The sequence below is a fragment of the Providencia sp. PROV156 genome, from assembly GCF_028480905.1.
GTDB classification, from domain to species: domain Bacteria; phylum Pseudomonadota; class Gammaproteobacteria; order Enterobacterales; family Enterobacteriaceae; genus Providencia; species Providencia hangzhouensis.
Map to the genome: position 1 here is coordinate 156827 of NZ_JAMPPE010000007.1, position 14778 is coordinate 171604.

The 14778-nt window shown below is 39.7% G+C and carries 13 protein-coding genes; 6 read left to right on the forward strand and 7 right to left on the reverse strand.

What is annotated here, in order from left to right:
- Nucleotides 1–101 precede the first annotated feature (101 nt).
- The gene (gene yccS, locus PSF31_RS07475) at nt 102–2252 is read left to right on the forward strand and encodes a YccS family putative transporter (protein WP_176489303.1); all 2151 of its coding nucleotides are present in this window, start codon (nt 102–104) and stop codon (nt 2250–2252) included.
- Between the two features lie 95 nt (nt 2253–2347).
- Here yccS and PSF31_RS07480 read toward each other — a convergent pair whose 3' ends face one another.
- Nucleotides 2348–2962, reverse strand: coding sequence for a TfoX/Sxy family DNA transformation protein (locus PSF31_RS07480; protein WP_096864215.1), 615 nt, complete (start codon nt 2960–2962; stop codon nt 2348–2350).
- A gap of 231 nt (nt 2963–3193) precedes the next feature.
- Here PSF31_RS07480 and sulA point away from each other — a divergent pair, with 231 nt between their 5' ends.
- Nucleotides 3194–3715 carry an SOS-induced cell division inhibitor SulA gene (gene sulA / locus PSF31_RS07485; RefSeq protein ID WP_036957904.1) on the forward strand — a complete coding sequence of 174 codons (522 nt, stop codon included), beginning with the start codon at nt 3194–3196 and terminating at the stop codon, nt 3713–3715.
- A 355-nt stretch (nt 3716–4070) separates the two neighbouring features.
- Nucleotides 4071–5162: a porin OmpA gene (gene ompA, locus PSF31_RS07490; protein ID WP_004256113.1), complete on the forward strand. Its 1092-nt coding sequence runs from the start codon at nt 4071–4073 to the stop codon at nt 5160–5162.
- 171 nt (nt 5163–5333) lie between these two features.
- Here the strand turns inward: ompA and matP are convergent, their stop codons facing one another.
- Entirely contained in the window at nt 5334–5801 is a 468-nt protein-coding gene (gene matP / locus PSF31_RS07495; protein WP_004256123.1) for a macrodomain Ter protein MatP, read from the reverse strand.
- Nucleotides 5802–5974: 173 nt separating this feature from the next.
- Here matP and PSF31_RS07500 point away from each other — a divergent pair, with 173 nt between their 5' ends.
- The 3 genes from PSF31_RS07500 (at nt 5975) to fabA (ending at nt 8711) form a co-directional block, all read left to right on the forward strand.
- Nucleotides 5975–6151, forward strand: a complete 177-nt coding sequence (locus PSF31_RS07500) for a GhoT/OrtT family toxin (protein WP_071585857.1) — start codon at nt 5975–5977, stop codon at nt 6149–6151.
- A 208-nt stretch (nt 6152–6359) separates the two neighbouring features.
- Nucleotides 6360–8096: an AAA family ATPase gene (locus PSF31_RS07505; protein ID WP_096864216.1), complete on the forward strand. Its 1737-nt coding sequence runs from the start codon at nt 6360–6362 to the stop codon at nt 8094–8096.
- Nucleotides 8097–8192: 96 nt separating this feature from the next.
- A complete protein-coding gene (gene fabA / locus PSF31_RS07510) occupies nt 8193–8711 on the forward strand; it encodes a bifunctional 3-hydroxydecanoyl-ACP dehydratase/trans-2-decenoyl-ACP isomerase (protein WP_004256129.1) in 519 nt (172 codons plus the stop codon).
- A gap of 129 nt (nt 8712–8840) precedes the next feature.
- On the opposite strand, the gene rmf is transcribed toward fabA, so the two are convergent.
- The 5 genes from rmf to PSF31_RS07535 all read right to left on the reverse strand — a co-directional run bounded on the left by rmf (nt 8841) and on the right by PSF31_RS07535 (nt 14774).
- Entirely contained in the window at nt 8841–9011 is a 171-nt protein-coding gene (gene rmf, locus PSF31_RS07515) for a ribosome modulation factor (protein WP_004256131.1), read from the reverse strand.
- Between the two features lie 350 nt (nt 9012–9361).
- Nucleotides 9362–9916, reverse strand: coding sequence for a membrane integrity-associated transporter subunit PqiC (pqiC, locus tag PSF31_RS07520; protein WP_096864217.1), 555 nt, complete (start codon nt 9914–9916; stop codon nt 9362–9364).
- Nucleotides 9916–11565, reverse strand: a complete 1650-nt coding sequence (pqiB, locus tag PSF31_RS07525; RefSeq protein WP_004256135.1) for an intermembrane transport protein PqiB — start codon at nt 11563–11565, stop codon at nt 9916–9918. The genes pqiC and pqiB overlap by 1 nt, the downstream gene beginning before the upstream one ends.
- Nucleotides 11562–12836 (reverse strand): membrane integrity-associated transporter subunit PqiA, encoded by a 1275-nt coding sequence (gene pqiA / locus PSF31_RS07530; protein WP_071585858.1) that lies wholly within the window; start codon nt 12834–12836, stop codon nt 11562–11564. The genes pqiB and pqiA overlap by 4 nt, the downstream gene beginning before the upstream one ends.
- Before the next feature lie 30 nt (nt 12837–12866).
- Complete coding sequence (locus tag PSF31_RS07535; RefSeq protein WP_096864218.1) at nt 12867–14774, reverse strand: ABC transporter ATP-binding protein; 1908 nt, start codon at nt 14772–14774, stop codon at nt 12867–12869.
- Nucleotides 14775–14778: the final 4 nt, after the last annotated feature.

Consider the following 14778-nt stretch of genomic DNA (forward strand, 5'->3'; position numbering starts at 1 on the left):
CAATGACAAAATACGGTTGGCTTGATTCCAAACGGTTTTTTATTCCTTGCAAACAAGCTATCCTATATAGATTAGGGCTTGTCTTACCTTTGAGGTACTTTGTGTTAACACTGCTTACCAGTTATCGTCGTGTGCTATATAACAGCCATTTTTTATATTATATCCGAATATTTATAGCCCTGACAGGCGCAACCTTAGTGCCGTGGTTGTTAAACCAAGAGCCTAAAATCACCATCCCACTGACATTGGGTGTGGTTGCTGCAGCACTAACTGACTTAGATGATAGGCTAACTGGCAGAATAAAAAATTTAATTATTACACTTTTTTGTTTTTTTATTGCATCAGTTTCTATTGAACTACTTTTTCCCTATCCTTTATTTTTCTTTTTTGGCCTCGCATTTTCTACCTGTGGCTTTATTCTTCTCGGCGCTTTAGGGCAGCGATACGCAACCATCGCATTTGGTGCGCTGTTAATTGCCATTTATACCATGCTCGGCGTACCCATTTTTGATACTTGGTACCAACAACCCACATTATTACTCACAGGGGCAATTTGGTATAATATTTTAACCTTGATTGGGCATATCTTATTTCCTGTTAGGCCATTACAAGATGCAATTACCCAATGCTATCAGCAACTTTCAGCTTATCTAGATGCAAAAGCCAACTTATTTGACCCTGACTTAGAAGATGACTACCAACGCTCAGTTTATGATTTAGCATTAGTAAACAGTCATTTGGTCAGTACCATGAACCAAGCAAAAATTGCATTACTGAGTCGGTTAAAAGGAGACCGGGGGCAAAAAGGTACCCGAAATTCGCTACAATACTATTTTGTTGCCCAAGATATTCACGAACGAGCGAGTTCGTCTCATATTCAATATCAACAACTTAGCCGTACTTTACGTCATTGTGATATTTTATTTCGTTTCCAACGCCTATTAACTATGCAAGCGAGAGCCTGCCAGCAAGTTGCTCAATCTGTTTTATGGCGTAAACAATACCAACATAACCCTCGTTTTGAGCGTACTTTCACTTACATTGAAAAATCGCTACAGCTACTAAAACAGCAATCGCCTGAGCTTCATGAAATTAAGGCCCTATATAACTTACTTAAAAACTTAAAAGGAATTGACGTCCAACTGAAAGGCCTAAGCCTTGAGCAGAGTTCATGGCAGCAAAATAATAAGCAAATAGAACAGTTATCTGACGAATCGTTATCAGGTATTAGTGATATTATTTCGCGAGTTAAGCACCATTTAACACCAAAATCCTCTTTATTTCGCCATGCAGTAAGAATGTCAATTCTCCTTTGTACTGGCTATATCATCATACAACTATTTGATATGGAAAGAGGATATTGGATATTACTCACGAGTTTATTTGTATGCCAACCAAACTACAGTGCCACTAAACGGCGCTTAGCCCTTCGCATAATAGGAACTATCGTTGGTATTCTTATTGGCTTACCTTTGCTGAATTTAATCCCTTCAATGGAAGGGCAACTTACGCTAATCGTTATTTCTGGTTTACTGTTTTTTATGTTTCGCAGTAGTCAATATGCCCAAGCAACATTATTTATCACACTTCTCGTTTTGTTTTGTTTTAACCTACTGGGCGAGGGGTTTGATGTTGCACTTCCACGGATCATTGACACATTAATTGGTTGTTTTATTGCATTACTTGCAGTGAGTTTTATTTGGCCAGACTGGAAGTTCCGCCAACTTCCCCAAGTCATTCAAAAAACAATGGACAGCAACTGTCGCTATTTAGATGCTATTTTACAACAATACTACCAAGGTAAAGACAACCGCCTTGAGTACCGAATTGCACGTAGAGATGCACATAATAATGATGCAGAGTTCGCTTCTATTGTGTCCAATATGGCTTCTGACCCCAAGTCTTATCGAATCACCCAAGAACAAGCTTTTCGCCTACTCTGCTTAAACCATACCTTACTCAGTTATATTTCTGCATTAGGCGCACATCGTGAAAAAATGCAAAATGAAGGTAACCTTTCATTACTCAACGACGCAATTTGCTATGTTGAATCGTCGTTACAAATCACCACCATTGACCCACTCGTTATTGATGAAAAATCAGATAAGCTTCGCCATAGTTTATTAAACCGAATAGATAACATTTCAACTAGTGATGACGAAAAAACGTTACTTATCATGGAACAAACTAAGTTATTACTCGAATTAATCCCTGAGATAAAACAGATAATTCGAACCATTAGTGCGTCATAAATATACCGATGAGCGGGTATTAAAATCCTAAATACCCGCCCATTTCATATCGCGTAATGTAATATTAATTATAATAACAGTCGCTTTCCGCAGGTTTAGACTGACGTCAACTCAAAACTATTATACCAAGCAATTAACTCTTGTTTGATATCCTTGGGTAAAACAGCACTATGACACCCTTCTATTGCAGCGGCTAAGCCAATGAGTAACTTAATACTTGGGTTATTCCTACCATGTTTTTTTAGCTTCATAAAACAAGCCTTTGCCCCCATCATACGCAGCTCATCAACATGCGATACCCCGATTTTCCCTAGTGCGCGCTCAACCGACATATTCATATTAGGCAAATCTTTTATACGCATAGTCATTGATTGCTTTTGTTTTAATTCCTCGATAGCTGAACGGTACGCCAACTCAATATATTGGAGAAACAAGGACTCGTCATGCCAAACTTGTTCCGAAAGTAGATAGTAGCGCATTTCCAATGGAATGCCTTTTTTACTATAAACTAACCGATTAAACCCTGACGCTTCAAAGTGACTTCTTGCCACTAAGCAGCCACGCAAATAAAAACAACCGTCGAGTACCAATCCTACAATGGCATCATCGACTAATAGACAAAATCCACCAAAATGATTTTTGCGTTTTAGCTCGCCAAACTGACTTAACAAACGAGATAAATAAAAAATTTTTTCTTCTTCTAACAACATTACCAAACTCCTTTTTGGGTATGCTCAATTTTCATCCTTGAGAAAAATAATTTTATAACTTCTTTTTTTACAGATAATTACGCATAACTAATTTTGAGAGCTTCCATAAAAAATGCCAAGAAGAATGCAGAAAAAAACAACAAAGTTGCGAAGCGCTTTGAAAAAATAGTCTTGATATTGGATGGATATACAGTTACTGTATGTTCATACAGCATTGTAACGAGGTAAATTATGAGCATCTATTCTTGGAACAACTCAACAGAACATTCTCTTAATAATTACGCACAATCAATCCCTGCGACAGGGCTTACTAACAGCTCTATGCAACAAGGTATGGTGAGCGAGCTTGTTTACGATGAAAAACACCCTATTATGGATTACATTTTGTTGCCAATGCTTCGCCAGTTTGGGGTTCAATCACGCTGGTTACTCTGGTTAAGCCCTAATAAGAAACTCAGTAAGCACTGGTTAGAACAATCAGGAATACCAACTCATAAGGTTATGCAATTAAACCATATGGAAGATATCACTACGATTGGCGCCATGGAAAAAGCACTAAGAAGTGGTAATTACAGTGTGGTTTTAGGGTGGCTACCTGAAATAAGCGAGCAAGATTTTGTTCGCTTGCAATACGCAGCTCAAGAAGGCCGTTCTATCGGTTTAATTATGCGCCCACAGAAAACGTTTAATATGATTAATACACTAGCAGGACAGCCAAACCACTTAAAAATTCATTCAAATCATTACCACTAGCCAAGATTAAGAATTTTCTTACTAAATTTAACCTTTAGAAATATTTTCCTCTAAAGTTAAATTAAATGTATTGTAGATCAATCAGATAGATAAAAAATAATCATTACAGAAAATATACATATCTCTCTGATTTATACACTAAAAAAATACTTTTTTTAACGATTATTGCTCACTCTACTTGTATCTTTTTAAGTTCGTTGTAGACTTTAGCTTGTTCGGCTTATGGCATTATTTTTTTACTTTTATTATTTTTTTGTAGATAATGTCTGCGAAACCTAGCAAGTAAATTAAACCAATGGCATATAATAAGGCTCAGCGAAGCCAAGCCAATATTGGATGATAACGAGGCGTAAAAATGAAAAAAACAGCTATCGCAGTAGCAGTGGCAGTAGCAGCTTTTGCAACCGTTGCACAAGCAGCTCCAAAAGATAACACTTGGTATACCGGTGCTAAATTAGGTTGGTCTCACTATGAAGACACTAGCCTGAATCCAGCAAAAACTGGTACAGACTATGCAGGTTGGGGCACTGTTGGTAACAGCACTGACCGTGACACAATCGGTGCAGGTGCCTACGCTGGTTACCAATATAACCAATACTTAGGCTTCGAGCTTGGCTATGATTGGTTCGGTAAAATGAAATACAAAGGCGCTGGTAACAGCGGTGACCTGAAATCTATGGGTGTTTCATTAACTACCAAATTAAGCTATCCAATCATGGATGACTTAGATGTTTACACTCGTTTAGGTGGTATGGTTTACCGTACAGAAGCTAAAGCTCACCAAAATGGCCAACGTTTCAAAGAAACTGACACTGGCGTTGCACCTGTATACGCATTAGGTCTTGAGTATGCAATCACTCCAGAGTGGGCTACTCGTTTAGACTACCAGTGGGTTAGCAACTTAGGTGATAAAGACAACATCGGTACTCGTCCAGACAACGGCATGCTGAGCGTTGGTGTTGCATACCGTTTCGGTCAAGCTGATGCTCCAGTTGTTGCTCCAGCTCCAGTTGTTGAGCCAGCAGCTCCAGTTGTTGAAAACAAACGTTTCACACTGCGTTCAGACGTTCTGTTTAACTTCAACAAAGCATCTCTGAAACCAGAAGGTCAGCAAGCTCTGAATGAACTGTACAACGAACTGAGCAGCATCGACCCAACTCAAGGTCGCGTACTGGTAGTTGGTTTCACTGACCGTATCGGTTCACAAAACTACAACCTGCCACTGTCACAGAAACGTGCTCAGTCAGTAGTTGACTACTTAGTATCTAAAGGCGTTCCAGCTAGCGCAATCGCTGCAGAAGGCCGTGGTAAAGAAGATCCAGTAACTGGTAACAAATGTGACAACGTTAAAGGCCGTGCAGCTCTGATCGAGTGTTTAGCGCCAGATCGTCGCGTTGAAATCGAAATCCAAGGTACAACTGAAGTTGTAACTCAGCCAGGTGCTTAATTCTTAGCCCTAGTTTGAATTTCGAACTGAAATACAAAAACCCCAATTAATATTGGGGTTTTTTATTACTAAAAATAATAGACACGATACAAAAATTCATTTTTAAAATTAAACTTCCCGCAATCATGTCATATAGCTTGAACTACCAGCACGGATCCTCACAGATCTTCTTTAATTATCTTTTTCCTTTGGTGTTCCAAGGATCGCTTGCAAATCTTGTTTTAATGAGCTCATTTGGCTTTCATATTTATCTTTATGTTCCGCATCTTCAATCAACTGAATAATAGTTTCAGACAACGTTTTATTACGCTTCACAGCAAGATTAGACAAACGCTGCCATACTGAAAAATTTAAATCTATTGATTTCTTACGTGTATGTGGATGCTCGGCATTGAAATGACGCTTACGCCTCGCCCGAATACTCTGTTTCATTCGGTTATCAAGCTCTGGATTCATATGCTGAGTGATCCACTTTAGTACATCAACCGGTCTATTTTCCATTTTTAGCAGCAAGTCTATGGCTTCTTTTTCTGCGCTTCTTTCTATATAGCGGGTAATTGCTTCGCCACCTCTTGCTTTATTGACGAGGTATTCCCATTTCCAGCCACATTCAAGATTTTCAAGCTGCTGATATTTCATAATTTTTCCTGAAGAAAATTGAACCTATTTTTATATTAGCAAGATTATAAACAAAATACTCATGCAGATATTCGATTTAGTGGAATATTCACTTTTTCAATAAAGAAGGTAAGCCTACCTTGTAAAAATAGTGTACAATCCGCCCCTATCTGTTAACAAATTAATAAAACTGCATGTCCACATTTGAATACATACTCGTCATCTATGGGATTGGCGGTGTATGCGCAATGCTATTTACCCTACTCGTAACAAAAGATCCAAACTTTTTTATGCGCCTACTGAGCGCCATACTTATTGGCTTAACTTGGCCAATGACACTACCCATTGTATTTATGTTTTCGTTATTCTAGTCGATAATTCAACAATTATTGCTGCAAGATTGCCTATCAAAGGCTAATATAACAAGCTTGCCCATTGGGTAATGAATTAGCCTGAAATTTGTTTATAAAACAAACAATGCTATTTAGCAAATTTATTCAATAAACCTTTTTCAGGCATATACGCCCAGCTTACTGGCAGGCATTTTATTTATAACTCTATTAATAGCAGATAATTATAGTGATCAGTCAAGAACTAACATGGCAAGGCCTAATTCCTAACTTATCGTCATTTCAGACGAAATTTGTATCTTCAGAAACGTTGACCCCTGCAATTTTATCAGACATTCAGCCTAGGCTATCTGATGGCATACAACATTTTGTTGATGAATTTGCCCAAACGCGCTTTATGTTTATCAAGTCTGATGAAAGTGAGACATATCTTAGCCTTTATGCTAATGCAATTACCCCATTACTGGCAGAGATAAATACTATTGATGGTGACTATCAATTATCTGAAGATAACCGCGTTTTCCAGTGGGAAAATGGTGTTACAAGCCGTTTTTCTTCTCGTGATAAAATCGCTTACCGTAATTGGATAGAACCCGAACAATTATTTGGCTATGTTACCCCTTCCTTGAATTTAGTCCCAGGCTTACTTCACCAAATCAATGGTGGCATATTAGTTATCGCTGCTAGCACATTAATTAATCAACCTTTAATGTGGGCTCGCCTAAAAAATATGGTTAACCGTCAACAGCTTGAATGGCTACCTTATTCGGATAATCAACCTTTACCCATTGAAATTGAGCCACAGCCTTTAGAACTTAAAGTCATAATTGTTGGTGACCGACTCGCTCTAGAAGAATTTGAATTTACATCACCAGAGCTATTTAGCTGCGCTATTTATGGCGAATATGAGCCTGTTATGTTCTTCGAAGATGAAGAACAATTGACCTTATGGATGCGTTATATTAAATCCATTATTGATTCAAATAAATTACCGAATATTTCCCCTGATGGGTGGCTTCCTTTTATCCAACAAGCTGTACGTTACTGTGAGGATAAATTTAATCTTCCTCTTGATAATCTTTGGTTAGTTCGCTCCCTTGTAGATGCCAGCCATTACCATGTCAACCATTTGCTCACTAAAGAGTCATTTAACCAAGCTAACGAAAATCGCCAATGGCGCCATAGTTTCCTAGCAGAACGTACTCAAGATGATATTTTGCAAGAACAGATCTTTGTTAAAACCGAAGGCGAAGTTATCGGCCAAGTTAATGGTTTATCTGTTTTGCAATACCCGGGGCACCCTGACGCTATTGGTGAACCTTCTCGAATTACCTGTGTCGCCCATTTAGGTGATGGCGAATTCACTGACGTAGAACGCAAAGCAGAGTTAGGTGGTAATATCCATGCCAAAGGCATGATGATCATGCAAGCCTATTTAAATTACGAGCTTAAATTAGAGCAACCTCAACCTTTCTCAGCCTCTATCGTCTTTGAGCAATCTTATGGTGAAGTTGATGGTGATAGCGCATCACTCGCAGAGCTGTGCGCTTTAATTAGTGCATTAGCACTACAGCCTATTGACCAGCAAATTGCTATCACTGGTGCGGTTGACCAATTTGGCTATGTCCAACCTATTGGCGGGGTGAATGAGAAAATTGAAGGTTTCTTTGATATCTGTGAAAAACGCGGGTTAACTGGCAACCAAGGTGTCATCATCCCAATGGCAAATGTCCGCCATTTATGCACCAAATCTGCTGTCGTTGAAGCCGTAAAAGAAGGCCAATTCCATATTTGGCCCGTTGAACATGTCGCCCAAGCCATTACTTTACTCACTAAACAACCTTACTTTGAACAGCAAGCTGAAGAGGAAAATGTACACCTGTTAGCTTTAATTCAAGAACGCATTAATCAAGCAAATTCACCGGATAAGGCTAGACTTCCTTGGTTCTTAAAATGGATGAGTTAAGTAAAGATTGCGTAAAAAATAGCAGATCGGAGTTGTTCAGCGTACAAGTGTAAGCTATCCTGTAGCCCTACACATAATAAAGGCTATCTTAAGAACATGGTTGATAAACGCGGATCCTACACAAAAGATGATTTAATTGCTTCTGGTAAAGGCGAATTATTTGGAGAAAATGGTCCTCCACTGCCATCAGGAAACATGTTGATGATGGATCGCATCGTCAGTATGACTGAAGATGGTGGCACATTTAATAAAGGTTATGTGGAAGCTGAACTGGATATTAATCCAGACCTTTGGTTCTTTGGCTGCCACTTTACAAACGACCCTGTCATGCCAGGCTGTTTAGGCCTAGATGCAATGTGGCAGTTAGTTGGCTTCTATCTTGGCTGGCTTGGCGGTGAAGGAAAAGGACGTGCTTTAGGCGTTGGCGAAGTTAAATTTACAGGCCAAGTCCTCCCTACTGCGAAGAAAGTCACTTACCGCATCAGCTTTAAACGCGTGATCAACCGTAAGCTGATCATGGGGTTAGCAGATGGTGAAGTCTTAGTTGATGGTAAATTAATTTATACTGCAACAGACTTAAAAGTGGGTCTTTTTAAAGACACGAGCGCATTCTAAGCTTTGAAATGCAAACCTCCGCAATGGCGGAGGTTCTTAAATTGATTGATATCTTTAACTTAAAAACCCGAAAATACTCAAATAAACGAGTACAGGCTATTTAACCTAAAAGATTAAAAGAATGTGGGGTTACACTACCGCTATGGTTCGATCCTCCATCGCCTTTCGCCAACCACCTAGCCAATGCGACCGAGCATCTACTGCTTGATATGGGCACAGTTCTTTAGAGCGCCCTGCTAAACCTGCTTGATAACCTCTTGATAAAGCTCTTTCTAAACGGTCTCGCTTCTGTCTTTTCATGCCTTACTTCCCTCATCATTTAAATGGAAAAGAAAACAGCACCTACTATTTTTTAATAGGTACACTATAGAAATAGCGCCCGTTGATAAAAAAATCAAGTAAAGATTTTCATATATTTGTCATAAATAGCATAAATGTGACTTGTATGTGGCAATTAATATAATCTATTGATTTTAATCATAAATAAAAATATCCTTTTATTTATCATCATATTAGAGAACAAAAGAATTTATCATTCACTAATATATAAATTAAAAAGATATCTATATTTAATAAAAATAATAATGCACCTAAAATATATAAACCATATATATTAAAGGTGCATTTAATATAAAATACTTAGGTAATAACTAGTATTTACCTATCTCTTTCGCAATACTCTCAGCCACTTGCTGCCAGCCCATCGATAACGTACGGACCAACTCCGGGTAACCATCTTCATTTTGATCTAATTGCACATCAAAATTACGGCGGATCACGTTGTTATTATGAGAGTAAGTCCAAAAGCCTTGAACTAATACTTTACCGTCATACCGCCCATTAAAGGCCGTTAAAGTGATATCGAGCGTATCCGGCGAGTTCTGTAATGGCTGCAAAGAAACTAGTTTTTCAGGTAATGCCGCAGATAATTCTCTCACCATCGACTGCCCAAGCTGTTGTTCTAATGGGCTAGCCCATAAGTGTGTACTCGCATTGGTATAACTGACATCTGTCGTTTGGTAAGTAATACCATTTGACGTCAATACATCCGATAACATGATGCGCTGTAACCATACTTGGCCTTTATCCATCACCTCTGCAGATTGTGTCTGAGGAGTTTTCATTGGCAATTGATAGTACTTTTTCTCAGGAGTACTACTACAAGCCGCCAACAATAAAACAAATATCGATAATAAATATCTCATTATTTTTTCACTCCTTTAGGCTCAACATCCTTCGTTGGCTCAGCTTCAAAAACTAATGCGTTACTCTTATTATTTAAAGTACGTAAAAGTGGCTGAACTTCTCTCAATACTTGGTCTAAACGCTGCATGTTATCCACCATTTTATTATAGGCTGGTGAACCAGGTTGGAAACCTTGCATTGCACGGTTCATTTCTTGCAGTGTTTTTTGCAAGTCATGAGGTAAATTTTGGAACTCTTTACTCGCCATCACTTTGTTAAGCTGTGCCAACATGGCATTAGCTTCTTTAACAACTTTCTGCCCTTCTGCCAATGTTTGTGTCGTTTGATTAAGCATTGGTTCAATTGGCATATTGTTAATTTTATCCAACACTGCAATGACTTTTTGTTGAATTTGCGCTAACCCTGCACTGGTTGTCGGGATAATTTTATAGCCAGCAACTACAGTTGGGCCTTTATAAGGCTCTGCATTTTGCACAAAATCCAAATCAACAAATAATGCGCCAGTTAGCAAGTTTCCTGATTTTAATGATGCCCTTAAGCCATCTTTCAAGGCTAAATTTAATTCATTTTTCAAATTAAAATTCTTACCGACATCTTTAGAGAAACGCTCTGGCTCAATGTGAATCAAAACCGGAATTCTAAAGTCATTATCCAGTGATTGGTCTAAACCTTCCGTATAAAAAGGCACTTGTGCAACGGTACCTAAACGAATACCACGGAACTCTACTGGCGCTCCGGGTTGCAGGCCTCGCACTGAGTCTGAGAAAAACAAAACAAAATCTTGATACTGCGTATACAAGGAATTTTGAATACTACTTTGGTTATCAAACAGTTGGAATTCAGTATTTTCCTTCACATTTGCACCTGGAACCCACCCTGTTGGAACATCAAAACTCACACCACCGGTCAGTAATGTGGCTATTGAGCCCATTTCAACGTGAACACCTTGGGATGACATATCAAAAGCAATACCGCTGTCTTTCCAGAAACGTACATTTGAACTAATCAATTTGTCATAAGGCGCATTGATAAATAATTGGTAGCGCATATCACGCTTGTCCATATCAAAGTCACTAGTTTCAACAGAACCAACTCGGTAACCACGGAATAAAACTGGGTCACCTGGGTTTAGTTGCCCTGCCTTATCGCTCACCAATACAACACGAATTCCCTTAGCATCTGGTGATGCAAGAGGCGGAGTATCCAATAAGGTGAACTCGAAATGCTCTTTTGCCGCTAACCCCGGTTGAAGCTCAATGTAAGCACCTGAAAGTAATGTGCCAAGCCCAGTGACGCCATCACGCCCAATTGTCGGTTTTACAATCCAAAACGCGGAATCGGTACGCAACAATTCTTTCATTTCATTATTCAAGCGCGCTTTAATAATCACTCGACTAAAGTTGTCATCAAGTGTCACGCTTTCTACAACGCCAATATCAACGCTGCGACTTTTAATTTTCGTTTTACCCGCTTCTATTCCTTCAGCATTGTAAGTGATTAATGTCACTTCAGGGCCTTGGTTGCTAAAGTGGTAAAATAAAACCCAAGCACCAAGCAAGAGCGTCACTATTGGGATCACCCATACAGGCGACCAACTTTTTAGCTTGCTAATTTTGGCATTGGCCTGCGGTGTTTCTTTTTCAGTCACCCGATGACTCCTTCTTGTTCAACAGTATTTACTGCATTTTTTCTTTCACAGCGATCCCAAGTTAATCTAGGGTCAAAGGTCATCGCTGCAAACATTGTGAGAATAACAACCACACCAAAGAAAATAATCCCCATCGCAGGGACAATATTCATCAACTGCCCCATTTGAACCAAAGAGGCTAAAATAGTGATAACAAATACATCTATCATTGACCAACGACCAACATATTCCACCAACTCATAAATAAAATGCATACGATGTGGGTCACGATTACCGTACCCCTTGGAATCTAGGCAAAGCCATGCAATTCCTATCATTTTCAATGTAGGCACCATGATACTGGCCACAAAAATCACCATGGCAACAGGATATGACCCGTCTTCCCACAACAAAATGACTCCGTCAATAATGGTCGAGTTTAATGCGGTTCCCAACGTATTTGTGGTCATCATTGGCAGTACGTTAGCAGGGATATACAACATAATTGATGTCACTAAAAGTGCCAAAGTCCATTGTAAACTTTGGTTTTTCCGTACACTACCATGGGAGTGACAACGTGGGCATTTTGATTGTTCGGCAGGTAAAATCGCCGTACACACAAGACATAAACGTACATCTTGTTTAATACCCGTCTGGCCCACGATTAACGGCTTATCTAATTTCGGAGCCGCTTCAATTCTGTTCCATAGCCAGTGACGATCTAAGCATTGAAAAGCCCTTACTTGCAGCATGCAGTACGCGCAATAAGGTAAAAAGCTTAACCCGATGCCAATATCGCCGTAAGCTATCAATTTAACAAAACTGACTAAGACCCCCGCTAGAAAAATCTCAGCCATACACCACGCTTTCATTTGGAACAGTATACGGGTGATCACCACTTTAATACCTTTAGGAATATGAACTTGCAACCCTAAAAGGATAATGGTGACCATGCAAAATGCAGGAATAATCAATGAAAAGAATAGAAAAAATAGTGCCAGACCGCTATAACGCGTGGTTGCTATAATTTCAATGATTTGGAATAGCGAAATTTCATTTTCAATCCCTGCGGCGCCCATCTTAACAAAAGGGAACAAGCAGGCAACAAACAGCATAATTAATGCACTAAATGCATATGCTGCCGGCTGCTTATACGGATATCGCCACTTTGAGACCAATGTGGTTTCGCAGCGTGGACACGTTGCCTTGCTCCCTTGTTCCAACTCAGGAACTGCAACCAACATGTCACACTGAGGACAAAGCACATGTTCATGAGACGCATGGTTGCACAAAGTGTATTTGCTCCTTTAATTAAAACGTAATTAGCCATTTTTCAGCAATTCTAGCTCTTGCCAACGGTCAAATGCTTGCTCTAGTTCAGCTTCTTTTGCAGCTAGCTGACTCAGCGTTTTTTCTGTTACATCATGTGGTTGATTGAAAAAATCGGCATCACCAACTTGAGTTTGCAATGTTTCAATTTCACTTTCAAGTTGTTCCAATTTTGCTGGCAATTGTTCCAATTCACGTAATAAATTATAACTGAGCTTATTTGACCGTTTTACCGTTTCTTTCGGTTTCGTCTGTTTATCTTGGGCAGTCACTTTACCCGTTTGTTCTGCTTTCAAACTCACTGTTTGTGCTTTTTGCTGCTGAGCATCGTAATATCCGCCCGCAAAACGCTTAATAACCCCATTACCTTCGAAGATCCAACATTCTGTCACACTGTTATCAACAAACTCTCGGTCATGGCTAACCAATAAAACCGTTCCTTGGTAACCATCAACTAGCTCTTCGAGTAATTCTAAGGTTTCGACATCAAGGTCGTTAGTCGGTTCATCGAGGATCAATAAGTTACTTGGTTTTAGGAATAAACGTGCAAGCAACAAGCGGTTACGCTCACCACCTGAAAGCGCCCTAACAGGAGTCATCGCACGTTTTGGTGGAAACATAAAATCTTGTAAGTAGCCTAAAACATGGCGTGGCTTGCCATTGACCATGACTTCTTGTTTGCCTTCTGCCAAGTTATCCATCACGGTTTTATCTGGGTCCAATGCCGCACGGTGCTGGTCGAAATAAGCAACTTCCAACTTGGTCCCACAATGAACTCGTCCGCTATCTGCTTGTAAATCCCCTAGCATTAAGCGCAATAATGTTGTTTTACCACAACCGTTTGGCCCAACTAGCGCGATTTTATCGCCACGTAATACTTGAGCTGAAAAATCTTTTACCAGTACTTTATTATCAATCTGGTAATTCACATTTTCCATTTCGAACACAATTTTGCCAGAACGGGCTGCTTCACCCACTTGCATTTTCGCTGTGCCCATCACTTCACGACGCTCTGAACGCTCTACGCGTAGCGCTTTCAGCGCACGAACACGACCTTCGTTACGAGTACGTCGCGCTTTAATACCTTGGCGGATCCACGTCTCTTCTTGGGCTAATTTACGGTCGAATTCTGCATTTTGCATCTCTTCAACACGCAATGCTTCTTCTTTATTCACCAAGTAGTCATCATAATTACCCGGCCAAGAAGACAGCTGCCCACGGTCTAAATCAATAATACGTGTTGCCATATTACGGATAAACGAACGGTCATGGGAGATAAATACGATGCTGCCTTGGAAATCTTTTAAGAAGTTTTCCAGCCAAAGAATTGTTTCTATATCTAAGTGGTTGGTTGGCTCATCTAAAAATAGTACTCGTGGATTACTCACTAACGCACGGCCCAAAGCTGCTTTACGAAGCCAACCCCCTGATAGTGAAGACAGTTCTGCATCTGCAGGTAAACCGAGTTTTTTCAGCACATCACTGATACGAGAGTCCAATAACCATAAATTACGGTTATCTAACACCTCTTGCAATTCAGCCAATCTATTTAGATTTTTTTCACTCGGGTCGGTTTCGACCTCTTTTGCAACATGGTGATAATCTTTGAGGTACTGAGCCTGTTCTGCAACACCTTCAGCCACAAAATCAAAAATAGTGCCTTCAATATTACGCGGTGGGTCTTGCTGCAAGCGTGCAACAACTAAATCTTGCTCATAAACCAATTGGCCATCATCTAACGGCTGTTCTTTCGTTAACACACGCATTAACGTTGATTTACCCGCACCATTGCGACCAACCAAACATACACGTTCGTTATCTTCGATATGAATTTCGGTATTATCCAGTAATGGGGCATCACTAAACGAAAGGTATGCACCCGACAAATTAATTAAAGCCATTGAT

Bases quoted from the DNA above. Each gene is read 5' to 3' on its own strand.
- ompA (WP_004256113.1), top strand. From the start codon at position 4,071: ATGAAAAAAACAGCTATCGCAGTAGCAGTGGCAGTAGCAGCTTTTGCA.
- pqiC (WP_096864217.1), bottom strand. From the start codon at position 9,916: ATGAGATATTTATTATCGATATTTGTTTTATTGTTGGCGGCTTGTAGT.
- PSF31_RS07480 (WP_096864215.1), bottom strand. From the start codon at position 2,962: ATGTTGTTAGAAGAAGAAAAAATTTTTTATTTATCTCGTTTGTTAAGT.
- matP (WP_004256123.1), bottom strand. From the start codon at position 5,801: ATGAAATATCAGCAGCTTGAAAATCTTGAATGTGGCTGGAAATGGGAA.
- PSF31_RS07500 (WP_071585857.1), top strand. From the start codon at position 5,975: ATGTCCACATTTGAATACATACTCGTCATCTATGGGATTGGCGGTGTA.
- sulA (WP_036957904.1), top strand. From the start codon at position 3,194: ATGAGCATCTATTCTTGGAACAACTCAACAGAACATTCTCTTAATAAT.
- rmf (WP_004256131.1), bottom strand. From the start codon at position 9,011: ATGAAAAGACAGAAGCGAGACCGTTTAGAAAGAGCTTTATCAAGAGGT.
- PSF31_RS07535 (WP_096864218.1), bottom strand. From the start codon at position 14,774: ATGGCTTTAATTAATTTGTCGGGTGCATACCTTTCGTTTAGTGATGCC.
- fabA (WP_004256129.1), top strand. From the start codon at position 8,193: ATGGTTGATAAACGCGGATCCTACACAAAAGATGATTTAATTGCTTCT.